At 70.1% G+C, this 25,358-nt stretch carries 25 protein-coding genes and 1 riboswitch; of the genes, 10 read left to right on the top strand and 15 right to left on the bottom strand.

Translation table 11 applies throughout. From position 1 onward, the window contains the following. Window positions 1–7: 7 nt before the first annotated feature. Window positions 8–853 carry a hypothetical protein gene (locus ACGFY9_RS31005; protein ID WP_393760012.1) on the bottom strand — a complete coding sequence of 282 codons (846 nt, stop codon included), beginning with the start codon at window positions 851–853 and terminating at the stop codon, window positions 8–10. A gap of 101 nt (window positions 854–954) precedes the next feature. Further along, window positions 955–2,160, bottom strand: coding sequence for an ornithine--oxo-acid transaminase (gene rocD / locus ACGFY9_RS31000; RefSeq protein WP_393759614.1), 1,206 nt, complete (start codon window positions 2,158–2,160; stop codon window positions 955–957). Between the two features lie 91 nt (window positions 2,161–2,251). Further along, a riboswitch (ZMP/ZTP riboswitch) is annotated at window positions 2,252–2,341 on the top strand. 31 nt (window positions 2,342–2,372) lie between these two features. On the opposite strand from rocD, the gene ACGFY9_RS30995 reads away from it, so the two are divergent. Continuing rightward, window positions 2,373–3,827: a glycine hydroxymethyltransferase gene (locus ACGFY9_RS30995; RefSeq protein ID WP_393759612.1), complete on the top strand. Its 1,455-nt coding sequence runs from the start codon at window positions 2,373–2,375 to the stop codon at window positions 3,825–3,827. A gap of 40 nt (window positions 3,828–3,867) precedes the next feature. Here ACGFY9_RS30995 and ACGFY9_RS30990 read toward each other — a convergent pair whose 3' ends face one another. From ACGFY9_RS30990 to ACGFY9_RS30975, 4 genes are all read right to left on the bottom strand, one after another. Next, complete coding sequence (locus ACGFY9_RS30990; protein WP_393759610.1) at window positions 3,868–4,557, bottom strand: hypothetical protein; 690 nt, start codon at window positions 4,555–4,557, stop codon at window positions 3,868–3,870. Window positions 4,558–4,584: 27 nt separating this feature from the next. Continuing rightward, window positions 4,585–5,448, bottom strand: coding sequence for a hypothetical protein (locus ACGFY9_RS30985; protein WP_393759608.1), 864 nt, complete (start codon window positions 5,446–5,448; stop codon window positions 4,585–4,587). Window positions 5,449–5,547: 99 nt separating this feature from the next. Beyond that, window positions 5,548–6,513: a hypothetical protein gene (locus ACGFY9_RS30980; protein WP_393759606.1), complete on the bottom strand. Its 966-nt coding sequence runs from the start codon at window positions 6,511–6,513 to the stop codon at window positions 5,548–5,550. Beyond that, window positions 6,500–7,060 carry an RNA polymerase sigma factor gene (locus ACGFY9_RS30975; protein WP_393759604.1) on the bottom strand — a complete coding sequence of 187 codons (561 nt, stop codon included), beginning with the start codon at window positions 7,058–7,060 and terminating at the stop codon, window positions 6,500–6,502. The genes ACGFY9_RS30980 and ACGFY9_RS30975 overlap by 14 nt, the downstream gene beginning before the upstream one ends. A 142-nt stretch (window positions 7,061–7,202) precedes the next feature. On the opposite strand from ACGFY9_RS30975, the gene trpS reads away from it, so the two are divergent. Together trpS and ACGFY9_RS30965 are read left to right on the top strand one after the other, a co-directional pair. Continuing rightward, complete coding sequence (trpS, locus tag ACGFY9_RS30970; RefSeq protein ID WP_393759602.1) at window positions 7,203–8,216, top strand: tryptophan--tRNA ligase; 1,014 nt, start codon at window positions 7,203–7,205, stop codon at window positions 8,214–8,216. A 174-nt stretch (window positions 8,217–8,390) separates the two neighbouring features. After that, entirely contained in the window at window positions 8,391–8,972 is a 582-nt protein-coding gene (locus ACGFY9_RS30965) for a 2'-5' RNA ligase family protein (protein ID WP_393760010.1), read from the top strand. Between the two features lie 32 nt (window positions 8,973–9,004). On the opposite strand, the gene ACGFY9_RS30960 is transcribed toward ACGFY9_RS30965, so the two are convergent. After that, the gene (locus ACGFY9_RS30960; RefSeq protein ID WP_393759600.1) at window positions 9,005–9,748 is read right to left on the bottom strand and encodes a decaprenylphospho-beta-D-erythro-pentofuranosid-2-ulose 2-reductase; all 744 of its coding nucleotides are present in this window, start codon (window positions 9,746–9,748) and stop codon (window positions 9,005–9,007) included. Between the two features lie 160 nt (window positions 9,749–9,908). Here ACGFY9_RS30960 and ACGFY9_RS30955 point away from each other — a divergent pair, with 160 nt between their 5' ends. Beyond that, entirely contained in the window at window positions 9,909–10,859 is a 951-nt protein-coding gene (locus tag ACGFY9_RS30955; protein WP_393759598.1) for a YihY/virulence factor BrkB family protein, read from the top strand. Here the strand turns inward: ACGFY9_RS30955 and ACGFY9_RS30950 are convergent. Further along, window positions 10,810–12,120 carry a D-alanyl-D-alanine carboxypeptidase family protein gene (locus ACGFY9_RS30950; protein WP_393759596.1) on the bottom strand — a complete coding sequence of 437 codons (1,311 nt, stop codon included), beginning with the start codon at window positions 12,118–12,120 and terminating at the stop codon, window positions 10,810–10,812. The genes ACGFY9_RS30955 and ACGFY9_RS30950 overlap by 50 nt on opposite strands. 91 nt (window positions 12,121–12,211) lie before the next feature. Between ACGFY9_RS30950 and ACGFY9_RS30945 the strand changes: the two genes are divergently transcribed. From ACGFY9_RS30945 to ACGFY9_RS30930, 4 genes are all read left to right on the top strand, one after another. Beyond that, entirely contained in the window at window positions 12,212–12,451 is a 240-nt protein-coding gene (locus ACGFY9_RS30945) for an SCO4848 family membrane protein (RefSeq protein WP_033280279.1), read from the top strand. A 4-nt stretch (window positions 12,452–12,455) separates the two neighbouring features. Continuing rightward, window positions 12,456–13,724: a metallophosphoesterase gene (locus tag ACGFY9_RS30940; protein ID WP_393759594.1), complete on the top strand. Its 1,269-nt coding sequence runs from the start codon at window positions 12,456–12,458 to the stop codon at window positions 13,722–13,724. Window positions 13,725–13,920: 196 nt separating this feature from the next. Next, window positions 13,921–15,477 (top strand): ABC transporter substrate-binding protein, encoded by a 1,557-nt coding sequence (locus ACGFY9_RS30935; protein ID WP_393759592.1) that lies wholly within the window; start codon window positions 13,921–13,923, stop codon window positions 15,475–15,477. 126 nt (window positions 15,478–15,603) lie between these two features. After that, a complete protein-coding gene (locus ACGFY9_RS30930) occupies window positions 15,604–16,008 on the top strand; it encodes an ATP-binding protein (RefSeq protein WP_393759590.1) in 405 nt (134 codons plus the stop codon). 13 nt (window positions 16,009–16,021) lie between these two features. Here the strand turns inward: ACGFY9_RS30930 and ACGFY9_RS30925 are convergent, their stop codons facing one another. Both ACGFY9_RS30925 and ACGFY9_RS30920 read right to left on the bottom strand, forming a co-directional pair. After that, a complete protein-coding gene (locus tag ACGFY9_RS30925) occupies window positions 16,022–17,476 on the bottom strand; it encodes a sensor histidine kinase (protein ID WP_393759588.1) in 1,455 nt (484 codons plus the stop codon). Further along, entirely contained in the window at window positions 17,473–18,159 is a 687-nt protein-coding gene (locus tag ACGFY9_RS30920; RefSeq protein ID WP_366489322.1) for a response regulator transcription factor, read from the bottom strand. Before ACGFY9_RS30920 ends, ACGFY9_RS30925 begins: the two co-directional genes overlap by 4 nt. Window positions 18,160–18,347: 188 nt before the next feature. Between ACGFY9_RS30920 and ACGFY9_RS30915 the strand changes: the two genes are divergently transcribed. Beyond that, the gene (locus tag ACGFY9_RS30915; protein ID WP_393760008.1) at window positions 18,348–20,750 is read left to right on the top strand and encodes an MMPL family transporter; all 2,403 of its coding nucleotides are present in this window, start codon (window positions 18,348–18,350) and stop codon (window positions 20,748–20,750) included. Window positions 20,751–20,754: 4 nt separating this feature from the next. Here the strand turns inward: ACGFY9_RS30915 and ACGFY9_RS30910 are convergent, their stop codons facing one another. The 4 genes from ACGFY9_RS30910 to ACGFY9_RS30895 all read right to left on the bottom strand — a co-directional run bounded on the left by ACGFY9_RS30910 (window position 20,755) and on the right by ACGFY9_RS30895 (window position 22,999). Beyond that, complete coding sequence (locus tag ACGFY9_RS30910) at window positions 20,755–21,555, bottom strand: TetR family transcriptional regulator (protein WP_393759586.1); 801 nt, start codon at window positions 21,553–21,555, stop codon at window positions 20,755–20,757. A gap of 11 nt (window positions 21,556–21,566) precedes the next feature. Beyond that, on the bottom strand, window positions 21,567–22,088 hold the full coding sequence (locus ACGFY9_RS30905) for a thiol-disulfide oxidoreductase DCC family protein (protein ID WP_393759584.1): 522 nt from the start codon (window positions 22,086–22,088) through the stop codon (window positions 21,567–21,569). Continuing rightward, a complete protein-coding gene (locus ACGFY9_RS30900; protein WP_393759582.1) occupies window positions 22,085–22,492 on the bottom strand; it encodes a hypothetical protein in 408 nt (135 codons plus the stop codon). Before ACGFY9_RS30900 ends, ACGFY9_RS30905 begins: the two co-directional genes overlap by 4 nt. Before the next feature lie 96 nt (window positions 22,493–22,588). Further along, window positions 22,589–22,999, bottom strand: coding sequence for a VOC family protein (locus ACGFY9_RS30895; RefSeq protein ID WP_393759580.1), 411 nt, complete (start codon window positions 22,997–22,999; stop codon window positions 22,589–22,591). Window positions 23,000–23,095: 96 nt separating this feature from the next. Between ACGFY9_RS30895 and ACGFY9_RS30890 the strand changes: the two genes are divergently transcribed. Further along, window positions 23,096–23,818 carry a hypothetical protein gene (locus ACGFY9_RS30890; protein WP_393759578.1) on the top strand — a complete coding sequence of 241 codons (723 nt, stop codon included), beginning with the start codon at window positions 23,096–23,098 and terminating at the stop codon, window positions 23,816–23,818. A 7-nt stretch (window positions 23,819–23,825) separates the two neighbouring features. Here the strand turns inward: ACGFY9_RS30890 and ACGFY9_RS30885 are convergent, their stop codons facing one another. Further along, a complete protein-coding gene (locus tag ACGFY9_RS30885) occupies window positions 23,826–24,842 on the bottom strand; it encodes a hypothetical protein (RefSeq protein WP_393759576.1) in 1,017 nt (338 codons plus the stop codon). Window positions 24,843–25,358 lie beyond the last annotated feature (516 nt).

Here is a 25,358-nt window from a genome sequence, read left to right as displayed (position 1 = left end):
GCCTGGCCTACGCCGTTTCCACGGGAGCTTCGTCGGCTGCTTCCGCCGGCGCCTCACCAAAACGCGCCAACGCCAACGCCCCCGCCACAGCCACCAGGAACCCCAGCACCGCCAGCCACTCCAACCCGTCCCGCGTACGGTCCCCGAGCCACACCACCCCCACCAGCGCCGGACCGATCGTCTCCCCGATCACCAGCCCGGCGGTGGCCGTCGTCACCGACCCCCGCTGCAGGGCCGTCGTCAGCAGCAGAAACGCGGCGCCCCCACCGACGAGCAGCGCGTACGTCGCCGGATTGCCGACCAGTGTCGAGGGCTTCAACGAGTCGATCAACCGAACCGCCACCTCGACCACCCCGAACCCGAACCCGGCCCCCAGCCCCAGCGTCAACGCCCGCCCCCGCTCCGGCAGTCGCCCCCCGACCAGCCCGAGCAGCAACACCGCCACCGCCGTCGCCAACATCGCCCACTTCAACGCCGTGGACCCGTCCTGGTGCCCCTCCGCCCCGGATGCCAGCCCCAGCATCGCCAGTCCCGCGCACACCACGCCGACGGCTCCCCACTCCACGCCGCTGAGCCGTACCTTCAGCAGCCGCGCGGCCACCACCGCCGTCACCGCGAGGCTCGAAGCCAGCGCCGCCCCGACCGCGTAGATCGGAAGCGACCGCAGCGCCGCGATCTGGAACACGAACCCCAGACCGTCCAGCCCCAGCCCCGCCAGATACCGCCACTGCCGCAGCGCCCGCAGCAACAGCGCCGCGTCCCCGCCCCCACCCGCCGTGGCCGCCCGCGCGGCGACCGCCTGCAGCACCGTCGCCGTACCGAAGCAGACCGCCGCGCCGAGCGCGCACACCATTCCAAAGAGCACAAAGTGACTCTAGGGGAGGGGAGATCGCCACGGGCCTTCTGTGCGGGGCCTCTCACCGATCTCTGGAGATGCCCCGGACCCGCACGGTCCTAGATCCCCAACACCGCCCGTAGTTGGGCCAGCCCCCAGTCCAGGTCCTCCTGGCTGATCATCAGCGGCGGCGCGATCCGGATCGTCGACCCGTGAGTGTCCTTCACCAGGACGCCCCGGTCCATCAACCTCTCCGAGATCTCCCGGCCCGTCCCGACCGCCGGGGCGATGTCGACCCCCGCCCACAGACCCCGCCCGCGCACCGCCGTCACCCGGCCGGTACCGGTCAACTGCCGCAATTCCCGGTGCAGATGCTCCCCGAGCTCCGCGGCCCGCGCCTGGTACTCGCCCGTCCGCAGCATCGCGATCACCTCCAGCGCCACCGCACACGCCAGCGGATTCCCGCCGAACGTCGACCCGTGCTCCCCGGGCCGGAACACCCCCAGCACCTCCGCACTCGACACCACCGCCGACACCGGCACCACCCCACCGCCCAGCGCCTTCCCGAGCACATACATGTCGGGCACCACCCCCTCGTGCTCGCACGCGAACGTCCGCCCCGTCCGCCCGAGCCCCGACTGGATCTCGTCGGCGACGAAGAGCACGTTCCGCTCCCGCGTCAACTCCCGTACCCCCGCCAGATATCCGGCTGGCGGCACCAGCACCCCCGCCTCGCCCTGGATCGGCTCCAACAGCACGGCCACCGTGTTCTCACTGACCGCCGCCCGCATCGCGGTGAGATCCCCGTACGGCACGATCTCGAAGCCCGGCGTGTACGGCCCGAAGTCCGCCCGCGCCTCCGGGTCGGTCGAGAAGCTGATGATTGTCGTCGTACGGCCGTGGAAGTTGTTGCCCGCCACCACGATCTTCGCCCGCCCTTCAGGCACGCCCTTGACCTGGTACCCCCACTTCCTAGCCGTCTTCAGCGCGGTATCCACCGCCTCCGCGCCCGTGTTCATCGGCAGCACCAGCTCCATGCCGCACAGCTCGGCCAACTGCTCGCAGAACGCGCCGAACCGGTCGTGGTGGAATGCCCTCGACGTCAGCGTCACCCGCTCCAACTGCGCCTTCGCCGCCGCGATCAGCCGCGGGTTGCCGTGCCCGAAATTGAGCGCCGAATAGCCGGCCAGCAGATCGAGACAGCGCCTCCCCTCCACGTCCGTCATCCACGCACCGTCGGCGGTGGCGACGACCAACGGCAGCGGGTGGTAGGTGTGCGCGGTGTGCGCGTCGGCGGCGGCGATGAGTGCTTCGGTACTGGTCACGGCGTCTCCCGGGGGTGAGGGTGCCCCTTTCCTATCCTCGCCCGCATGGTGGACGCAGGAGCCGCACCGTCCGGCACGCCCGGTAGGCTGACCGGCGGGCCGTGACTGGCGCGCTGGGATGGGACCGACCATCGGGGAGCGGCCCGAGCTGGAATGTGTGCCGTGCGCCTGGGCCGTACCGAGAACGCCGAACGCCACGTCCGGAGGTCCCCATGCCCGACAATTCCGCGCCCCTTTCCAACGAGTCCACCGCCTTCCGCGCCGCCCTCGATGTGATCCGCGCCGTCGAGCCGCGCGTCGCCGACGCCATCGGCCAGGAAGTCGCCGACCAGCGCGAGATGCTCAAGCTGATCGCCTCCGAGAACTACGCCTCCCCGGCCACCCTCCTGGCCATGGGCAACTGGTTCAGCGACAAGTACGCCGAAGGCACCATCGGCCGCCGTTTCTACGCCGGCTGCCGCAACGTCGACACCGTCGAGTCCCTCGCCGCCGAGCACGCGCGCGAACTCTTCGGCGCCCGCCACGCCTACGTCCAGCCGCACTCCGGCATCGACGCCAACCTCGTCGCCTTCTGGTCGATCCTCGCCGACCGCGTCGAGGCCCCGGCCCTCGCGAAGGCGGGCGTCCGCCAGGTCAACGACCTCTCCGACGCCGACTGGGCCGAACTCCGCCAGGCCTTCGGCAACCAGCGCATGCTCGGCATGTCCCTGGACGCCGGCGGCCACCTCACCCACGGCTTCCGCCCCAACATCTCCGGCAAGATGTTCGACCAGCGCTCCTACGGCACCGACCCCGTCACCGGCCTCATCGACTACGAGGCACTGCGCGCCTCCGCCCGTGAGTTCAAGCCGCTGATCATCGTCGGCGGCTACTCCGCCTACCCGCGCCTGGTGAACTTCCGCATCATGCGCGAGATCGCCGACGAGGTCGGGGCGACCCTGATGGTGGACATGGCGCACTTCGCCGGTCTGGTCGCGGGCAAGGTGCTGACCGGCGACTTCGACCCGGTCCCGCACGCCCAGATCGTCACCACCACCACCCACAAGTCGCTGCGCGGCCCGCGTGGCGGCATGGTCCTGTGCGACGACTCCCTCAAGGACCAGGTCGACCGCGGCTGCCCGATGGTCCTCGGCGGCCCGCTCCCGCACGTCATGGCAGCCAAGGCCGTCGCCCTCGCCGAGGCCAGGCAGCCCTCCTTCCAGGACTACGCCCAGCGCATCGTCGACAACTCCCGTGCGCTGGCGGGCGGTCTGATGCGCCGGGGCGCCACCCTCGTCACCGGCGGTACCGACAACCACCTCAACCTGATCGACGTCGCCTCCTCCTACGGCCTCACCGGCCGCCAGGCCGAGGCCGCCCTGCTCGACTCGGGCATCGTCACCAACCGCAACGCCATCCCCGCCGACCCCAACGGCGCCTGGTACACCTCCGGCATCCGCATCGGCACTCCCGCCCTCACCACCCGCGGCCTGGGCACCGCAGAGATGGACGAGGTCGCCGGCCTCATCGACCGCGTCCTCACCACCACGGAACCCGGCACCACCAGCAAGGGCGCGCCGTCCAAGGCCCAGCACATCCTCGACCCGAAGGTCGCGGACGAGATCTCCCACCGCGCCACGGACCTCGTCGCCGGCTTCCCCCTGTACCCGGAGATCGACCTCGGCTGACCCACGCTCACTCTTTTGAGTTGTCAAAGACCGGCGACTCTCACAGATCGATGAGTTCCTGTCGTGGTTCCTCGCGCGGCGGTCCGGCCTCACGCCGGGCCGCCGCGCGGCGTATCAGCAGCGTGCCGCCGATCCCGACGGCCGCACCCGCCGCCGCCCACCAGACAGGCTCGGTAAGCCCCGCAGATTGAGGCCGACCCCCAACTGCCTTGCCCTCGGCGCCGGTTCCGCCGAGCACCCCCGCCCGATCCAACTGCGCGAAGACCGCGCGCGGCGCCCGATGCCAGCGGATGTCGTCGTCCGCCACCTCCGGAGCGGGATCCGTCCGCACCCACGGTGTGCCGTCCGAGGCCACGAACAACTGGTCCTCCCGCTCCACCGCCGCATCACCACCCGGAGCCCGACTCGTCCGCGGCCAGCCCCCGACCCCGGTCAGCCCCCACACCACGGTGATCCGCACCGCCGGATACCGGCCCGCCTCCCACTCCTGCGACACCCGCTCCGTCCCCGCGTACGTCGGCTGCAACAACGTCCACAGGCGGGCGAACGACGACTCCCCGGAGCGCCACGTCTCGGTCCGGCCGGTGTCACCCGCCACGACCAGCGCCAGATCAGGGATGTCCCGGAGCGGAGCCGCTTGGACCTGGTGCATCCCGACGAGGGCCACCAGCACCGGCCCGGCCACGAGGCACAGACTCCGCAACCTCGCCCGTCCCCTCCCGAGTTCCATTCCTCCCCCTCCGTCTCCTGCCGCCCCTCACACGTCCCGCAACTCCTGCCTGGGCCCCGGCTCCCGCCCCTTCCGCCACCGGTCCAACGCCAGCCGCGAGGCGAACGGCCGCAGAACCAAGGCCAGTGCCCCTCCGGCCGCCGCACCCGGTATCGCCCACCACCAGTCGGTGCGGTGTCCCTTGTCCGGCAGGGAGACTCGCACCGTGGTGGTCCCCGTCCCCGCTCCCGTCCCCGTGTCGGCGTCAGGTGCGACAGTTGCCGGAGCGGGCTCGGTCGACTGCCACGGCGCCGGGAAGATGCCGGAGTATCCGTCGCCGGTGCCCTTGCCCGTCACGCCCAACTTCTTCAAGAGGGCGCGCAGTTGGGCGGGTTGCCCGGCCCGGTGCCAATAGCCGTTCAGGTTCGTGTTCTCCGACACGTCGGCCGCCGTGTGGATCCAGACCGCCTGCGGCCGGGACTCGACGGGAAAGACCCGGTCGATCCGCCAGGGTGATATGTCGTGCGCCAGCCAGGTGACGTTGATCTGGCGGGCGTGGGCCAGATCGGCCTCGGGCGGCTTGTCGCGGGTGCCCTTGCCCTCCGGCCCGAGCAACTGCTGGAGTTCTCCGTACTGTTCGTCCGAGTAGTACAGCGCGGTGGCCTGCCCGCTCTCCGGCGAGGTCACGAGCACGCTCGTCGGTCCACCCGCCGCCGCATCCGACGCACCCCACACCATCAGGGCCAGCGTCATCGCCAACGCCCCGCTCAGCGCCGCCAGTTCACGAACCCCACCCGCACTCCCGCGCGTCGCGCCCGTGACCCCGCCCGCCCCGCCCGTACTTCCGCCTCCGTACACCCGAACCCCCAACCAGCCGATCCCCGTACGGCCCGCCCGCGAGCCGCCTGTCACTTCTGGTACACCGCTCGACCCGCCGAGGTTCCCACCCCACCCGCGCTGTCTGAACTACCCGCGCTACTCGCACAGTTCGCGCCACTTGCACAGGTCGCCCTACCCGCGCCGGTCGAGCGACCGCGCGATCTCCAAGGCCCGCCGCTTCGACCCCACGCCCTCCAGACGGAACGTCAGATCCCCGCCGGGAACCCCACCGACCGCATGGGTCCACAGCAGCGTCGGCCCCGCCGTCCGCTCCTCCCGCGTATAACGGTCCCCCTCCGCGTCCACCAGCCAGAAGCTCAGCAGATGCGGTCGCGCGAACCACAGCGCCGGGTCCTGTATGCCGTCCGGCGAGACGGTCCCGCCCAGCGACAGCCACTCCGGCGGTTCGCGCACCGTCTTCACGAAGCCAGGGTCCAGCCGCGCCGGATACTCGTCGACCCGGACCGTGTGCCCGTCCTCCCGCCAGCACAGGCTCACCAGAAAGCGTCCCTGCGGCTCGCCGGTCACCGTCACCGCGTCCGGCACGCCCAACGCGTCCGGCACCACCGGCTCGAACCCCGCCCGCTGACGGGCCTGCGCCGGCGTCACCGACCGCCCGCACCCGGGCACCTCGGCCCCGGCCGAGGGCACCGCCGACGGGTCGTACCGCACCTCGACCCCGCCGAAGCCGAACCAGTCGAAGACCGCCGCCCGTACGGGAGGCGTGAGCACGAGCACCGTCAGCACACCGCACAGGGCCGCCACCAGCGCCCGCCGCCGCAGCCGCATCCAGCGCCGGACGGCGTGCAGCCGCGCCCGGATCCCGGTCGGCCCGGACTCCTGCACGGGGACCGGGATCTGCTCGGCCAATATCTGCGCCAGCACCCGCTCAACCATCGACTCGGATCCGGCGGCCTCGCCCTCGCCACCGCCCCGCGCGTCCAGCGAACGCCCCAACGCCCGCAGCTCCGAGGGCAACCGAGCGGCATCCGTGCGCCCATCGCGGCCCACCCGCCGGCACCCGGCGCCCTCACCCGCATCGGCACCTTCACCGGCGCCCTCACCGTCGTAGGACTCCCGCCCGTCACTCACCCTCATCACCCCCTTCCCGAGGCTGGAAATCCGGCAGCAACCGCCCGAGTTTCCTCAGCGCGCGGTTCAGCCGGGACTTCACCGTGCCGCGTGGCCAGCCCAGGGCCTGGGCCGTCTCCGGTTCGTCCATCTCCAGGAGATAGCGGTAGGTCACGACCAGGCGGTGCTCCTCGCTCAGCTGGTCCAGGGCGGAGAGCAGGGCCGCGCGGCGCTCCGTCTCCAGCGTGGCGACCGCGGGGTCCGCCGATTCCGGTATCAGCGGCTCGGCCTCCGCGAACGCCGCCTCCCGGCCGGCGAGCGTGCGCTGACGCGCCGCCGTACGCACTGTGTTCCTCGTCTCATTGGCGACGATCGACAGCAGCCACGGCTTGAACGCCGCACCGTCCCGGAACCTGCCCAGCGCGCAGTACGCCTTGACGAAGGCCTGCTGCACCACGTCCTCCGCGTCCGCTCCCGCCCCGAGTGCCGCGGCCGCCCTGAGTGCGATGCCCGTGTGGGCCCGCACCAGCTCCGCGTACGCCTCCGGCTCTCCGGCGCGTACGCGTGCGATCACCGCGGCCTCATCGACGATGCGGCCCCCCTCCCGCGTCTCCACACATTTGGTACACCGCCCGAGCCGGATCGGTTCCCACCCGCGTCACAACTCTTCCGAACCAGTTCCGGACCGGGTCCCAAGACCTGAGAGAATGGTGAACATGGCTTCTGACCGACCCCGCGTGCTCTCCGGAATCCAGCCCACAGCAGGCTCGTTCCACCTCGGCAACTACCTCGGCGCCGTCCGCCAGTGGGTGGCCCTGCAGGAGTCCCACGACGCGTTCTACATGGTCGTCGACCTGCACGCGATCACGGTCCCGCAGGACCCGGCGGACCTGCGCGCCAACACCCGGCTCGCCACCGCACAGCTGCTGGCCGCCGGGCTCGACCCGGAGCGCTGCACGCTCTTCGTCCAGAGCCATGTCCCCGAGCACGCCCAGCTCGCCTGGGTCATGAACTGCCTGACCGGCTTCGGTGAGGCGTCCCGCATGACCCAGTTCAAGGACAAGTCCGCCAAGCAGGGCGCCGACCGCGCCAGCGTCGGCCTGTTCACTTACCCGATCCTCCAGGTCGCCGACATCCTGCTGTACCAGGCGCACGAGGTGCCGGTCGGCGAGGACCAGCGCCAGCACATCGAGCTGACCCGGGACCTCGCCGAGCGCTTCAACGGCCGCTACGGCGAGACCTTCACGATCCCGAAGCCGTACATCCTCAAGGAGACGGCGAAGATCTACGACCTTCAGGACCCGTCGATCAAGATGAGCAAGTCGGCGTCGACTCCGAAGGGCCTCATCAACCTTCTCGACGATCCGAAGGCGACCGCCAAGAAGGTCAAGAGCGCGGTCACCGACACGGACACCGTGATCCGCTACGACGCCGTGGACAAGCCGGGTGTCAGCAACCTGCTCACGATCTACTCGACCCTCACCGGCAAGTCGATCGCGCAGCTGGAGCAGGAGTACGAGGGCAAGATGTACGGCGCGCTCAAGACGGACCTCGCCGAGGTCATGGTCGAGTTCGTGACGCCCTTCAGGGAGCGCACCCAGCAGTATCTGGACGACCCGGAGACGCTCGACTCGATCCTGGCCAAGGGCGCGGAGAAGGCGCGAGCCGTCGCGGCCGAGACCCTCGCCCAGGTGTACGACCGGGTCGGCTTCCTGCCCGCCAAGCACTGAGGCGTACGACCGCACTGAAGTACCACTGGACAGAGCGCTGCACATCACTACGGTTGCGCCTGCCCACAACTCAGTCGTGGCCGTACAGTCGATAGCCGGGTGGCCGCACGCGTGGCCGCCCCGCTCGCCATCAAGACCACCATCAGGACCATCGACAGGACGACAGGAGACGACGTGGGGACCGTAACGATCGGCGTGTCGATCGCGGTCCCGGAGCCTCACGGCAGCCTGCTCCAGGAGCGGCGCGCGGGCTTCGGCGACGCCGCGGCTCACGGCATCCCCACGCACGTCACGCTGTTGCCGCCGACCGAGGTGGACGCCTCGCAACTGCCCGCGATCGAGGCCCACCTGGTCGACGTCGCCGCCGCCGGGCGCCCCTTCCCGATGCGGCTCTCCGGCACCGGGACCTTCCGGCCGCTGTCCCCGGTCGTCTACGTCCAGGTCGTCGAGGGCGCCTCCGCCTGCACCTGGCTGCAGAAGCAGATCCGCGACGCCTCCGGTCCGGTGGCACGCGACCTGCACTTCCCGTACCACCCGCACGTCACCGTGGCGCACGGCATCGACGACGAGCTGATGGACCGCGCCTACGAAGCGCTCGCCGACTACCGCGCGGAGTGGTCGTGCACCGGCTTCGCGCTCTACGAACAGGGCCCGGACGGCGTCTGGCGCAAGATGCGCGAGTTCGCCTTCGGCGGAGCCGTCGTACCGCCCCAGGCGGCCCACACCGAGCGCGGCACGATCCCCAGCCACCAGTAGGCAGTCACCAGGGCGGATTCACCCGCCTGTGCTCACAGCGGCAGCCGCCGGAACAGCGCCCGCGGCACGTGCCGCAGCGCCGACATCACCACGCGCAGCGTCCCGGGCACCCACACGGCCTCCGAGCTTCGGCGCAGGCCCAGTTCGATGGCCGTGGCGACGGCTTCCGGAGTCGTCGCGAAGGGCGCCCTGTCCGGGCCGGCCGTCGGCTTCGACCGTACGAACCCCGGTCGTACGACCATGACGTGCACGCCCGTGCCGTGCAGTGCGTCGCCCAGCCCCTGGGTGAACGTGTCCAGGCCGGCCTTGCTGGAGCCGTAGATGAAGTCCGCGCGGCGGGCCCGTTCGCCGGCGACGGAGGAGAGCACCACCAGGGAGCCGTGTCCCTGGGTCTGCAACGCCCGCGCGCTGACCAGGCCGGCCGCCACGGCACCGATGTAGTTGGTCCGCGCGACGCGCACCGCGGCGGCCGGTTCGCGCTCGTCCCGCGCCTGGTCGCCGAGGATGCCGAAGGCGAGCAGCACCATGTCGACGTCGCCCTCCGCGAAGACCTTGCCGAGCACGGTCTCGTGGGAGTCGGGGTCGAGCGCGTCGAAGGCGACGGTGTGCACCTCGGCCCCCAGGACACGCAGTTCCGAAGCGGCACTCTCCAGGGCGGCCGACGGACGGCCCGCCAGCCACACCGTGCGGGTACGGCGCGCGATCATCCGGCGGGCGGTGGCCAACGCGATCTCTGAGGTACCGCCGAGGACAAGGAGGGACTGTGGAGGACGCATACAGGTGACCGTATCGTCCCTTTATGGGCGTTCAGTTGTGCGGCATCGACCCCCTCCCTGAAATGGGCGATTAATCGGATGCCGCCGACCATGACGGCACGCGCGCGTGTTTGCGGGGTACCCGCACATCGGTCTCCCCGGAGGAGGGCAGAATCGGATCATGGACTGGCTGAAGAAGCTCCCCTCCATCGGGCCGCTGGTGGCGCGCCTGATGCTCACGCACGCGTGGCGGTCGTACGAGCGGCTGGACCGGGTGAAGTGGTCGCAGCTGGCCGCCGCCATGACGTTCATCAGCTTCATCGCGCTGTTCCCGCTGCTGACCGTGGCCGCCGCGATCGCCGCCGCCACGCTGAGCACCGACCAGCAGCACCAGCTGCAGGACAAGATCGCCGAGCAGGTCCCCGGCATCTCCGACCAGCTCGACATCGGCTCCCTGGTGGACAACGCGGGCACCATCGGTCTCATCGCCGGTGCCGTCCTGCTGTTCACCGGCATCGGCTGGGTCGGCTCGATGCGGGAGTGCCTGCGCGCGGTGTGGGAGCTGCCCGACCGGGACGAGAATCCTCTCCTGCGCAAACTCATCGACACCGGGGTGCTGATCGGCCTGGGCGGCGCCGTCCTCGTGACGATCGCCGTCTCCACCGTCGCCTCCGCCCTGGTCGACTGGATCAGCCGCGAACTGGGCCTGGTGCAGGGCGGCTGGGGCGGGGTGCTGCTGCGCATCGCGGCGTTCGCCGTCGCCGTGTTGGTCGACTTCCTGCTTCTGCTGTACGTCCTGACGCTGCTGCCCGGCGTCGAACCCCCGCGCCGCCGGCTCTTCGTGGCCGCGCTGATCGGCGCGGTCGGCTTCGAACTGCTGAAGCTGCTGCTCAGCGGCTACATCCAGGGCGTCGCCGCGAAGAGCATGTACGGCGCGTTCGGTGTCCCCGTGGCACTGCTCCTGTGGATGAACTTCACCTCGAAGCTGGTCCTGTTCTGCGCCGCCTGGACGGCGACGCCGAGCAAGGACGACCCCGAGGACGACGAGTACGACCCGGCCGACGAGACCGAGAACCCCAAGGTCAGGGACGACGGCGCCGGACCAGATCCGGCAGCGGCCAGCGCCGGTTGACCAGGAAGACACCGGCCGCGAGCAGCACCAGCAGCCCGCCGGTGACCGCGAGCGCGATCCCGACCCCGCTCGAACCGTCGTCCTCCGAGGCCGTCGCGGAGGCCGACCCACTGGCGCTCGGCTTCGTGGACGTGTCGCCGCCCGCCTCCCCGGAGGCCGTCGCACCCGGCTGTGCGCTCGCCTGCGGGACGTTCTTGGGCGCGACGAGCTCACCCACCGGCTGCACCTTCCCGTCCGCCTGGAAGCCCCAGTCGAGGATCTTCGCGGCCTCCTTGTAGACCTCGTTGTGCTCGTCCTTCTCCGGGTTCATGACCGTCACCAGCAGCACCTTGCCGTTGCGCTCGGCGACGCCGGTGAAAGTGGCGCCCGCGTTGGTGGTGTTGCCGTTCTTGACGCCCGCGATGCCCGGGTACACCGAGACGTCCGAGTCACCGCTCAACAGCCGGTTGGTGTTCTGGATCTCGAAGGTCCCGCGGACCGACTTGCCTTTCTTCTTCGTCGTCTCGCCCGGGAACTTCGCGCTCACCGTCGAGCAGTACTCCCGGAAGTCCTTCTTCTGCAGCCCGGAGCGCGCGAACAGCGTCAGGTCGTACGCCGACGAGACCTGCCCCGGCTCGTCGTATCCGTCCGGCGTCACCACGCGCGTGTCCAGCGCCTGGAGGTCCTGGGCGTGCGCGTTCATGTCGGAGACGGTCCTGGCGACGCCCCCGTTCATGTGGGACAGGACGTGCACCGCGTCGTTGCCGGAGCGCAGGAAGACACCGAGCCACAGGTCGTGGACCGTGTAGCTCTCGCCCTCCTTTATCCCGACCAGGCTGGAACCGGTGCCCATGCCGGCCAGGTCGGACGCGACGACCTTGTGCTCGGTCGTCTTCGGGAACTTCGGCAGCACGGTGTCCGCGAACAGCATCTTCAGGGTGCTCGCCGGAGGCAGCCGCCAGTGCGCGTTGTGCGAGGCGAGCACCGCGCCCGACTCGGCGTCGCTCACGATCCACGACCGCGCGGTCACGTCCTTCGGCAGCACCGGGACGCCGGACGTCAGATTGACCTGCGTCCCCGCCTGGCCGAGACGGGTACCTCCCACCGACGACATGTCCGCCGGCGGCGTGGCCGTAGGACTCGCGGACGAACTCGGCGTCGTCGTCGGGGTGGGAGTCGGACTCGGGGCCGCGAGGGCGACGGGCGCGGTGAGCGCGAGGGACGACAGGGCGGCGGAAAGCACCAGCAGGGGTCGCCTGATGGTCTGCAGTGGAGCGGGCACGGACGAGAACGTACATGCCGGGGGACCCGAAGTCCCGTCACCGGCCCCACCCCGGACACGGGCCCCCGGGGACGACGGCGATACTGGACTCATGAAGCTCAGCCGCCCCGTCTCCTGGTTCCTGCTCGCCTTCGGGGTGTGGAGCTGGGTCATCTGGGTCACTTTCGTCAAGAACCTGGTCAAGGACACGAGCGGGCTGGCCTTCGACGACGGCCATCCGACGGCGTACTTCTGGGTGCATCTGACCCTCGCCGTCGTCTCCTTCGTATTGGGGACGGTCATCGGGGGCCTCGGGTTGCGTGGACTGCGCGCACTGCGTGAGACGTCATAAAGAAGTGGCCATCGTCGTCATCGCCCTCGTGGTCCTGGTCGCCGTCGCCGTCGCCGTCCTCGGCGGGCTGCACTGGTACGTCTGGCGCCGCCTCGTCCGCGACACCACGCGCGCGTGGGGCCCCGCCCGCATCACCGGCACGGCCGTGATCGTCGCCGGCCCGGTCCTGATGATCGCGGCCCTGGCCGCCGAGCGCGGTGGCGCGCCCTTCTGGCTCCAGCAAGTCCTGGGCTGGCCCGGCTTCCTGTGGATGGCCTTCGCGATCTACCTCCTGCTGGCCGTCCTCGCGGGCGAGGTCTTACGGCCACTGCTGCGCCGGTTCCTCGAACGGCGTGGGCGGGCCGGGACGGCCGTAGAAGAGCGCGAGGCACCGGCCTTCGCGACGGTCCCCGAAGCGGCCTCTGAGGCGGCGCCTGAAGCGCTGCGGCGGAGTGCTCCGCTCGCCGTTCCCTCCCGCCGTCTCTTCGTCTCCCGTGTCGTCGGGGGCGCGGCCGCCGCCGCGGCCGTCGGGACCGTCGGGTACGGCACCTACGGGGTTCTGCGGGGACCGGGCGTCAAGCGGGTCACCGTGCCGTTGGCCAAGCTGCCGCGGTCCGCGCACGGGTTCAGGATCGCGGTCGTCAGTGACATCCACCTGGGGCCGCTCCTGGGGCGCGGGTTCGCGCAGAAGGTCGTCGACACGATCAACGCGACCCAGCCCGATCTGATCGCGGTCGTCGGAGACCTGGTCGACGGGAGCGTCAAGAACCTGGGGCCCGCGGCGGCTCCCCTGGCTCAACTGCGGGCGCGGCACGGGTCGTTCTTCGTCACCGGTAATCATGAGTACTTCTCCGGTGCCGCCGCCTGGGTCGAGGAAGTGCGGCGACTCGGCATCCACCCCCTGGAGAACGCCCGCACCGAACTGGCCGGATTCGACCTCGCCGGGGTCAACGACCTCCAGGGCGAGAGCGAGGGGCAGGGGCCCGACTTCGGGAAGGCGCTCGGGGACCGTGACACCACGCGCGCGTGCGTGCTGCTCGCGCACCAGCCCGTGCAGATCCACGAGGCCGTGAAGCACGACGTCGACCTCCAGCTCTCCGGGCACACCCACGGTGGCCAGTTGTGGCCCGGCAACTTCGTCGCGGCGGCGGCCAACCCGACGGTCGCGGGCCTGGAGCGGTACGGCGACACCGAGTTGTACGTCAGCCGGGGCGCGGGCGCCTGGGGGCCACCCACGCGCGTGGGGGCGCCGTCGGACATCACGGTCGTCGAACTGGCGTCGAAACAGGCTTAGCCGTCGGCCTGGGGGCACGTTTGCGAACTGGCTGAGAATCGGCTGTGAAACGGGCAATTAACACCCGTCGGTAAGTTCTTTCTCATCTCGGCAGAACCCTCTTCCCCCGGATGAAACTCCTGTGGTTAGGTGATCCGCGCCACTAGGGGAGTGGCATATGCGAGGGGCCCGGGAAGGCCCTTGGGAGGGCACACCGATGCGGTCGGTTCGCATACGGATTCTCGCGACGCTGCTGGTTCTGGCGGCCGTGGGAGTCGGGGGCTGGCAGTTGCTGCCCTCGGACGGGAGCAAGGACAGGACGATCACGGTCGGGACGACGGACGCTGTCACGTCCCTCGACCCGGCCGCCGCGTACGACGCCGGTTCCTGGGCGCTGTACAGCAACGTCTTCCAGTCGCTGATGACGTTCGACTCGGGCGGCACGACACCCGTGCCGGACGCGGCCAAGAGCTGCGCGTTCGTGGGCGGCGGGCTGACGACGTACCGCTGTGTGGTGCGCTCGGGGCTCACCTTCCCGAGCGGGCGCGCGATGACCGCCGAGGACGTGAAGTTCTCCTTCGACCGGGTCAAGAAGATCAACTCCGATGTGGGTCCCTCGTCGTTGCTCTCCACGCTCGGCTCGGTCGACGCCTCCGGGATGACGGTCACCTTCCATCTGTCGTCCCCGGACGCCACGTTCCCGTTCAAGGTGGCCACCGGCGCCGGTGCGATCGTCGACAGCACCAAGTACCCCAAGGACGCCCCGCGCAACGGCTACCAGGTCGACGGCACCGGGCCGTACACCCTGACCACGTATACGAAGGACAAGAAGGCGGTCCTTTCGCCGAACAGCCACTACAAGGGGGCCGTCAAGAACAGCGGCAGCCCGATCGAGCTGCGGTACTACGCCGACTCGGACACGCTGCAGAAGGCGTACAAGGCGAAGCAAGTCCAGGTGGCCACCCGCCAGTTGCCGCCGAAGATGCTCTCCGGGCTCTCCGCGAGCGACCCCAATCAGCGCGTGTCGGAGGCGGACAGCTCCGAGACCCGCAACCTGTACCTCAACACCCGTAAGGGCACACCCCTGCACGACGTCCTCGTCCGGCGGGCCATGGCCTGGCTGATCAACCGCGAACAGCTGGCCGCCACCGTGTACGACGGCACGGTCGACCCGCTGTACTCGCTGATCCCCACCGGCATCGTCGGCCACACGACGTCCTTCTTCGACGACTACCCCTCCCAGAACGTCGAAAAAGCGAAGGCACTCCTCGAAGAGGCCGACGTTTCCGTCCCGGTCCACTTCACGTACGGCTACGGCATCGGGCACGGTTCCGGCAAGGAGGAGGCCGCCGAGCTGAAGAAGCAGCTGGAGGCGAGCGGGCTCTTCAAGGTGGACGTCAAGGGCTACGAGTGGACCGACTTCCAGAAGCGCTGGGCCACCGGCAAGCTGGACGCGTACGCCGTCGGCTGGGTCGCCGACTACCCCGACCCGGACACCTTCGGCTCCCCGCTCGTGGGCACCGGCTCCACCATGAACACCGGCTACAGCAACAAGATCGTCGACCAACTGATCCTCAGCAGCCAGAAGTTCGCCGACCGCAGCCGCGTCGACGACGACTTCCGCGACCTGCAGTCGGACGTGGCCGCGGACGTGCCGCTGATCCCGCTGTGGCAGCGCAAGGAGTACGTGGTGAGCAGCGAGGACGTCGGCGGCATCTCCTATCTCACGGACGGCACCGGTGTGTTCCGGCTGTGGGCGCTGGACTGGATCTGACGCGGTCCCGTGCCGTCGGACGTGATCCCCTTCCGTTGACCTTCGTTCGATCTTCTGTCCGAGTGACGCCGGTGGGCCATCGCACGCAGCACCATGTGACGGAGGTGTGTGGGGTGAGGAGCCGACGTGGTCAGACGCAACGCCTTCCGGCTGCCCCGGCACCCGGCTTCCGTGGGTCTCGCCCGGCGCCGGGTCCGGGACCATCTGGCCGACTGGGGACACCGGAGTGACGATCCGGCGCTCCAGGACGCCGTACTGCTGGTGTCAGAGCTGGCGACCAACGTCGTACGCCACGGGCCGCTCCTGGAGCGGGAGTTCGAGGTGGCGGTGACGGCCCTCGCGGACGGCTCCTGCCTCATAGAGGTGTCGGACGAGGGCCGCCTCGAACCCCGTCTGCGGGTCGTGACGGCCCTGGAGGAGGCCGGCCGGGGCCTGCACCTCGTGGAGGGCATCGCGGCCGCCTGGGGCGTCTGGAGCCGCGGCACACACGGCAAGACGGTGTGGGCCCTGGTCCAGGCCGACACCCCCTGACACAGGCGCTGTTCTACGACGGCACGGGCGTCCGCGTCGGCAGCGTCACCGTCACCGCGAGCCCCTCGCCCGGCGCCGTCCGCACCGCCACGTCGCCTCCGTGCGCCGTGACGACGCCCTGCACGATCGCCAGCCCCAGACCGCTGCCCGCGCCGCCGCCCGCCCGGAAGAAGCGGTCGAAGATGCGCGCCGCGTCGTCCTCGCAGAGCCCGGGACCCTGGTCCGCGACACACAGCCGTACGACCCCGTCCTCGCGCTCCACACCGAGCCGCACCGGCACGTCGGCGGGCGTGTGGGTGCGGACGTTGGTCACCAGGTTGCCGAGTATCTGGCGCAGGCCCGACTCGTCGGCGCGCACCAGGAGGGAGCCGTCGGCGCCGACCGTGACGGGCCGCTCCGGCTGCTGCACCCGCAGGTCCTCGGCGGCGTCGCGCACCAGGCGGCTCAGATCGACGCTGCGGAAGCGCAGTTCGGGCCGCTGGTCCAGGCGGGCCAGCATGAGGAGTTCGTCGACGAGGCGGCCCATGCGGTCCGCCTCCGCGTTCATCCGGTCCCAGGCCCGCTTGCGCTCGTCGGGCTCGGTCAGCATGCCCTTGTCGTACAGCTGGAGGTAGCCGCGTATCGCCGACAGCGGGGTGCGCAGCTCGTGCGAGGCGTCGGCGACGAAGCGGCGCAGCTGGGCCGCCGTACGCTCGCGCGTGCGGTACGCCGACTCCACCTGGTGGAGCATGGAGTTGAGGGCGACCCGCAGCTGCTCGACCTCCTGCGTCGGATGGTGGCTGGAGGGCACGCGCCGGGTCAGATCGCCCTCGGCGATGGCCGTGGAGGTCTCGACCATGTCCTCCAGGGGCAGCATCCGCCGGCGCACGCTCATCATGGTCAGCGCGGCGAGCAGCACGAGCAGCAGGCTGCCGAAGGCGAGGTCCAGCTTGAGGGCCTTGGCCATGGCGTGGTGGAGGCCGCCGGTGGAGGCGGCGATCAGGATGTACGTGCCGTCGGCGAGCCGGGTTCCGATCGCGCGGTACGGGTCGTCGCTCAGCGAGATGTCGCGCGGCGTGCCGTCGGCGGCCAGCGCGGCCGGGTCGCTGAAGAGGGCGGCGAGCGCCCGCTGGTCGGCGGTCGGGGCGAAGCCGGCGATGGTGAGCACCTTGCCCCGGGAGTCGACCGCCGCGAACACCTTGTCCGGGTTCGACGAGGCGGCGTTCTTCTGGGGCATCAGATGGTCGCCGATGCCGGACAGGGTGCTCAGCATGTTGAGCTGCTCCATGGTGAGCTGCGAACCGCTCAGCGAGTCACGGGACTTGTTCAGCTCGGTGTCGACCTGGGCGAGCAGATAGTGCCGCATGCCCATCAGGCTGACGGCGGTGGCCATGACGATGCCGAGCGCCAGCAGCGCGAGGTTGGCCAGGGTCAGCTTGGCGCGCAGGGAGTGGGCCCCGCGCTCGCAGTTCGGCAGCCGGATGTTCATGCGAGCCCGTATCCGACGCCCCGCCGCGTGGTGATCACGGGCGGTCCCAGGGTCTCCAGCTTGCGCCGCAGATAGCTGATGTAGGTCTCGACGACGGTCGACTCCGGCGGGGTGTGCTCGTACTGCCAGACGTGGCGCAGGAGTTGCTCCTTGGGCACGACCCGGCCGCCGTTGCGCACCAGGAAGCGCAGCAGGGCGTACTCGGTGGGGGTCAGCTCGACCGAGCGGCCCGCGCGGTGCACCGAGTACGTCGTCTCGTCCAGCTCCAGGTCGCCGTAGCGCAGGGGCGGGCGCTGGGGGAGGACGTCGGCGGGGCGGGTGCGGCGCAGGACGGCGGTGATGCGGGCGACGACCACGTCGATGTCGAAGGGCTTGGTGATGTAGTCGTCGCCGAAGCCGAGGGCGCCGACGATCTCGGCCGGCGCGTCCCGCGCGGTGAGGAAGACGACCGCCAGGTCCGGCCTGCGGGCGCGCAGTTCGTGCCCCAGGGCGCGGCCGTCGCCGTCCGGGAGCATCACGTCGAGCAGGGCGCAGTCCGGGCGGGTGCGCTCGGCGAGGGCGAGCGCCTCGCGCACGGTGCCCGCGACCATCACCTCGAAGCGGTGGTAGCGCAGCGCGATGGCGAGGACGTCCGCGATGCTCGGTTCGTCCTCCACCACCAGCACGGTTCCTGGAGCCGTCATGCCCCCAGTATCGGCCGGGGTACTGACAGTCGGGCCGGTTCGGTCTTTGGAGTTCCTTGAGAGTCATGGCCGATACGTGTCCACGCGTGCGTGCCGCCGCCAATTCTGTAGCCCAGGACCTGGGGGACCATCCGACCGATCGACCGAGTCAACTCGGTTTCGAATAAGGAGCGTTGAGCGTGGCGGCATTGGCACGGTGGTGCTATCGGCACCGGCTGGTGGTCCTGTTGCTGTGGGTGGGGGCGTTGTTCGGTCTGGGCTTGTCGGCCTCGACGGCCGGGACGGACTACGCGAACGTCTTCTCCCTCCCGGACACGGACTCCAAGAGCGCGTACGACCAGATGGCGAAGGCCTTCCCGAACACCTCGGGCGACACCGACACGGTGGTCTGGAAGGTCGACTCGGGTTCGGTGAAGGACCCGTCCGTACGGTCCCGGATCCAGCCGGCGCTCGACAAGATCGCCGGCATGAAGGGCGTCGGCGGAGTCACCGGCCCCTACTCCGGTGCCCGGGGCGCGGGGCAGATCAGTTCCGACGGGACGATCGCGTACGCGCAGATCACCTTCGCCGAGCAGGCGAACGCCGTCCCCAAGGACCTCGTCCAGAAGGTCGTCGACACCGCTCAGGACGCCGGAGGCAAGGGCCTCCAGGTCGAGCTGGGCGGCCAGGCCGTGCAGCGCGTGGAGGAACCGCCGGGCGGCATAGCCGAAGGGGTCGGCATCCTCGCGGCGGCCGTCGTCCTGTTCCTGGCCTTCGGCTCGTTCTACGCGATGCTGCTCCCGATCGGCATCGCGATCTTCGGCGTCGGCACGGGCCTGTTCTCCACCCAGCTCCTCAGCCACACCACCGACATCCCCGACCTGGCCCCGCTGCTGGCCACCCTGATCGGCCTCGGCGTCGGCATCGACTACGCCCTGTTCATCGTCACCCGCCACCGGCGCGGCGTCCAACGCGGCCTGGATCCCGAGGAGTCGGCGGTCATCGCCCTCAACACCTCGGGGCGCGCGGTGCTGTTCGCGGGCGGCACGGTGTGCATCGCGCTCGCCGGGATGCTGGTGACGAACCTGCGCTTCCTGGACGGCGTCGTCATCGGCACCTCGCTCACGGTGGTCCTGAGCGTGCTCGCGGCCACGACGCTGCTGCCCGCCCTGCTCGGCTTCCTGGGCGTGCGGGTGCTCAGCCGCAAGCAGCGCCGCAAGCTGGCCGCCACCGGGTCCGAGCCGGAGCGCACCGACAACCTCGCGGCACGCTGGTCGGCCGCCGTGCAGAAGCGCCCGCGCCGGATCGCCGTGTTCGCCCTCGTCGTCATGGCCGTCCTCGCCTTCCCCATCCTGTCGCTGCGCCTCGGCGCCACCGACCAGGGCAACGACGACACGTCGACGACCACCAGGCAGGCCTACGACCTGCTCGCCGACGGCTTCGGACCGGGCTTCAACGGCCCCCTCCAGGTGGTCACTTCGGGCGGCGACACCGCCACGCTGGTCGAGGACATCCGGGCGACGAAGGACGTGGCCCAGGTCGCCGCGCTGCCGCCCGCGCACGGCGTGACCGTGATCCAGGTCGTCCCGAAGACCTCACCGCAGTCCGTGGAGACGGACGACCTGATCGACACCCTGCGCGACAAGGTGATACCCGGGGCCGGCGTGAACGGTCACGTCGGCGGCGTGACAGCGATCTCGAAGGACTTCGCGACCGTCACGGGCGACCGCCTCCCGCTCTTCGTCGCGACGATCATCGGCCTGAGCTTCCTGCTGCTCCTGCTCGCGTTCCGCTCGCTCGTGGTGCCGCTGACGGCCGCCCTGATGAACCTCATCGCGGCGGCGGCCTCCTTCGGTGTCCTGGTGGCGATCTTCCAGTGGGGCTGGGGCCTGGACATGCTCGGCCTCGGCAAGGAGGGCCCGATCAACGCCTTCCTGCCGGTCATCATGCTGTCCCTGCTGTTCGGCCTCTCCATGGACTACCAGGTGTTCCTGGTGAGCCGTATGCACGAGGAGTGGGTGCACACCAAGGACAACGCCCGCGCGGTCCGCGTCGGCCTCGCGGAGACCAGCCGCGTCATCAACAGCGCGGCCCTGATCATGGTCTGCGTCTTCCTGGCCTTCGTCCTCAGCGGCAACTCCGGCGCGGCGACGGCGGGCGTCGGCCTGGCCGCCGCGGTCGCCCTCGACGCCTTCATCCTGCGTACGGCCCTGGTACCGGCCGCGATGCACCTGTTGGGCACGTCCAACTGGTGGCTGCCCGGCTGGCTGGACAAGGCGCTGCCGCACCTCGCGGTGGAACCCGCCGAGGAGCCGGTACAGGCCGCTCCAGAAGGCCCGGCGTCGGCTGTCCACGGTTTCGTCCGTACGGCCGAGGGCGAGCCCGTGGAGGGCGCCGCGGTGACGCTCCTGTCGGCGGGCGGACGCCAGCTGGACCGCGTCGAGTCCCTGGCGGACGGCTCGTACATCGTGTCGGTGCCGGGCCCGGGGACCTACCTCCTGGCGACGACGGCCACGTCGTACGGCTCGATCGCCCGCCATGTGGCGGTGACGGACGGTCCGCTGGTCTACGACGTCGAGCTCGCGGAGGGCGAGGTGGACGCCGTCAACTGAGCGTTCAGGGGCGCCCGTTGTCGTCAGGCACGTCGGCGGGCGCCCCGCGCTTCTCCTGCTTCTTCTTCGCCTTCGCCGGATCGGGCAGCCCGTTGGTCATGCCCGGCAGGAAGTCCGTGAACAGCTCGTGCACCTCCAGGACGAGCGGCCGCAGCACCCTGAAGCGCGCGAGTGACACCCCGCGCGCGGTGAGGCGGGCGCCGCGCTCCGCGAGCCGGTAACTCCGCTCGCGGCCCTCGGTCCGGTCGAACACCCAGTACAGGACGAGCCCCATCTGGGAGAGCCACATCAACTCCGGGAGCACGTCCCGCAGTTCCGGCGCCACCTTGGTCTTCGCGCCGAACAGCACCTCCTTGTGGACGCCGATGGCCTGCACACGGGCGTGCTCGCTCTCCGCGGAGAACGGGCTGAGCGGGCTGTCCGGGTCGGCGGCGTTCTTGAAGAACTGCACCGCGAACTCGTGGTACGGCTTCGCGAGGTCGAGCCACACCTGCAGCACGCCCGCGAGCCGCGCCTCCAGATCGGTCTCCCGGTCCAGCACCTCGCGGACCGCGATCCGGTGCTCCTCGGCGAGCCGGTCGTAGAAGCCCTGGATCAGGTGCTCCTTGCCGGCGAAGTAGTAGTACGCGTTGCCGACCGAGACGCCCGCCTCCTTGGCGATCGCCCGCATCGTCGTCTTGTCGTAGCCGTGCTCCTGGAACAGCCGCATGGCCGTCTCCAGGATCAGCGCACGGGTCTGCTCGGACTTCGCGGACCTGGCGGGCGTACCGCCGTCCTCTTCTGGGCTGTCGTTCTTCGCGGGCACGGAAAGAGAGCCTATCCAGTGGGGCAGGAACCGTCGGCGCAGCCCGGCGCGGTGTAGGTCCACCCCTGGTGCGGGTCGTACGACCAGCCGTCCCCCTGCCGGTACACCCCGCCGCCCCACCGCCCGGCGCCCCACTGCGCCCCGCGCCACTTCGCGGCGGCGAGCACGGCGCCCCTGGCGAGGCGGGCCCCGGCCGGGGTGTTCAACCGGTGGGCCAGGGGCCGCTGTTCGCGCAGGGCCCACAGGGTGACGATCCAGGCGGCGGCGCCCCGGTAGACCTGCCCGGAGTCGCCGACGACGGTGACCTCGTCGAGGGTGGCGCGGTGGTCGAGCCCGGGAAAGCGCTGCCGGGCCTCTTCGGAGGACGCCGGTACCAGCTCCAGGGGCACCAGCTGCGGCTGCCGTACGAGCCAGTCGCGCACGAAGGTGCACAGGGAGCAGTCGGCGTCGTAGAGGACGGTGAGCCCGTGGACCGGGACGCGCGAGGCGTCCCGGTCCTGGGTCCCGCCGAGGGCCGGGGCCACCCCCGTCACGCCCCGGCCGTCGGCGGAACCCAGCCCTGCGGCGCGACGGGCGGCACCTGCTCCCGCTCCATGACCCCCCGCCGCCGGATCTTGTTCAGCACGAACACGTTCCCCAGGTGCATCACCCCGAGCACCAGCAGCACCACGCCCACCTTCTTCGACAGGGCTTCGAAGATGCCCCGGGTGTCGTCGATGGTGCCGTCGCCGCTGAGGTACAGGGCGACGAACCCGAGGTTGACGAGGTAGAAGCCCACCACCAGGAGGTGGTTCACGGCCTCCGCGAGTTTTTCGTTCCCCTGGAGGACGTCGGCGAGGAAGATCCGTCCGTTGCGGCTGAGCGTGCGGGCCACCCAGACGGTGAGTCCGATGCTGACGATGAGATAGATGACGTAGGCGATGACCGTGCGGTCCATGCGCCTCCCCCTTCTTGAACACGTTCAAAAGTGCCGACAGGAAGAACTGTAGGAGCATTTTTGAACGTGTTCAACTTGGCTGCGCTGGGACCTGCGTCACACCCGCCGCGCCAACTCCGGCCGCTTCGAGTAGTCGGTGAACCCGATGACGTTGCCCCAGGGGTCGGCGATCTCGACGGTCCACCCGGTGGCCACGGAGAACGGCGGATCGAGCAGCGCGATACCGGCGTCGCCGAGGTGCTGCGCGGCCTTCCGCGCGTCCGGCACCTCCAGCCACACGCGCGGCGAGGGCCACGGCGGCGGCCGGTGCCCCAGCCCCTCCTCCAGGCGCAGCAGGACCCCGGGTGTCTCTCCGCCGACCTTCAGGATCGCGATACCGGCCTCGTCGAGCCGGAACCCGACGGTGAACCCGGCACGTTCGTAGAAGGGGACCGCCTCGGCGAGGTCCCCTACGGGGAGGAGGACGTTGTCGAAGCCGAGCAGTTCGTACGACTCTTCATCTGACATGCCGTCAGATTAGAGCGATGATCGGCGCAGGCCCGGGATTGTCGGCGGCTTCAGTACTCTTCAGGCTGAATGCGGGAGGGGGAGCAGGTGGGCCGTGTGCGAACTGTCGTTGGGCTGCTGGCGGTTGTGGTCGGCACGGCGTGGTTGCTCGGAGGCCCCGAGGCGCTGCGGTCCGGAGCGCGAGTGGCGCTGGTGTCGGCCCCGTACCTTCTGATGACGTTCGCGGCGGTACTCATCGTCCGCACGGCTCTCCCGAAGGGGGCGGCGCTCGGCCCCCTCGTCCTGCTCGTGGGTGGTGGGCTGTGGGCTCTGGCCGGACAGGGTGGGCTGAGCGATGTGTGGCAGAGCAGGGTGGTGCCGCTTGCGGTGATCGCTCTGGGGGCCCTGATCGCGCTCAGCCGTTCGGGCGGGGTCGCTGACGATGTGGTGATCCCGATACGGCGGTACGGGAGCCTCTTCGTTCCCGCGCACGCGAAGTTGCTTCCGTCTGAGGGTGGTGTTCGGCGTATCGTCGTCCGGGCGATCTTCGGGTCACTGCGTGTCGATCTGTCGGAGGCGGTGTTTCCGCAGGACGACGAGGCGCGGGGTGTGCTGTACGCGGATGTGACCGTGCTGTTCGGGCGGGTCGAGTTCGTGCTCGGGGAGGGCTGTGCGGTGGTCCTGGCTGGTGAAATCCATACGTTCGGCACGTCCCTGACCGAACGGGTCCCTGTCTTCGGTGGTCTGGGCGCGTACAACCGGACGTCCTCGACGTTCAATCGGCGTCTGGAGGTCAGCCTGGTTGGCGCCGGCGGAGCGGTCCAGCTGGACCCCGCGTAACACTGGGTCAGGGCGTGGGCGGGTTCGCTCCGGGATGTTTCAACGGCTCGCTCTTGAGCTTGGGGTGGTCGGCGAGCGGCGCATTGTCGTTCAAGAACTCAGTGATCCGCTGATTCAGTTCCCGCTCGGCGGCCGCGTCCGTCGGCAGTTCATAGTGCAGAGCTGCCGCCAAATCGAAGCGGTGCACGTCGAAAACAGCCTTCATCAGGTGTTCGTGATCCTGTGCCGCTCGTTGAGCCCCCCGGTACGCCGCGGCTGACGCCACCATTGCCACAGGTATCACCAGTGTCCACCAGTTCATGCGGAGGATCAGCGGCGAGGCTGCCAGCGACACCGCTCCGAACGCCAAGCACAGTGATGAAGTGATGGAGATGAGGTCCAACTGTTCCTCGATGGCCTGGCGGAACTCCGGCGCCACGGAAGGGTAGATACGTCGGTATGCGTTCAGTACGTCAAGCCCGTAGCGGCGCCCCGTCCGTTCTTCCACGTTCTTCAGGATGTTGCCAAGCGCGGTGGGCATGAGGTGGTTGTCGTCCGGGGGGTACTTGGCCTTCGTGCGTTCGGCCCGGTCCTTGATGCGAGCCTCGCGGGCCAATACCCGGTCCAGACGGGCGAGTTGGGCGAGCGATGGGTTGTCCGGCGGTTCGACGACGTCGATTCCTTCCGCGAGGGTGATCGCCTGATCGCGGCGTCGCCTGTGCCTTTCCACGGCGATTGGACGCACCCTTCCCCGCAGGGTTCCCGCAGGCCAGTAGCCTTCCAGTAATTGCACGAGCGCGATTTCGAAAGGCCGTAGCAGCACCCCGCCCAGGAAAGCGACCACAGCGCCGAAACCGAGGGTGACGAACTTGTGGTCGGCGGGCAGAGCGTCTCCCAAGTCCATGCTTCTCCCCGGCTCATAGGCATGGGCCCCCGCGAGGACGGTGACAGCTGTGATGACGATGGCACCCGGGAGCACGCTCAGCAGGCTGAACCGGTCGCCTCCGAGTGCTCTCGTCCCCGCCTGGGCGAGCCCGCCAAGCACGATGCCTCCTCGTTACCTCGGTGCCACGGCCAACACGGTCTCGCCGGAACGTCCTTTGTGCCTGAAGCCGTCGCATAGAGCATGTGCGCGGGGTGATCGTTCCCGTAGAGGTCGCTTGCGACAAGTGCGGGTCCGGCAGACGTAGATCCAGAGCCCATCGGAGGCGCGCGCTACGTCGGGAACGCCGGGAGGGGTCGGCACGCACACGGGGTGACGTGGGCCGTGGTCGGGGCATCCCGGCGGCGTGGGTTTCTCGGCCGACTGCCGGGTCAACTGAAGTTCGCAGCCTTCGGTCAGACACAGGTAGACCCACTCCCCGGACTCGGGCTCCCCCTCGGCGCTGATTCTCACCCTGCGCTCGCCGCTTGGATAGGCGGCGAGGACACGGCTCAGAACGAGAAGTCGCCCGCGCACCCCCATCGCTCCCCCCAAGCCCGGTGTCCGTCGAGTATGCGCTCAACTCCCCGTCCCGCACACCATGTACACGACGAGGGCCCCGCTCCCACCCGGGAACGG

This window comes from Streptomyces sp. NPDC048504 (assembly GCF_043200035.1).
Taxonomy (GTDB): Bacteria; Actinomycetota; Actinomycetes; order Streptomycetales; family Streptomycetaceae; genus Streptomyces.
The sequence above is the reverse complement of the archived record's forward strand: the minus strand, read 5'-3'. Positions and strand labels throughout refer to the sequence as shown.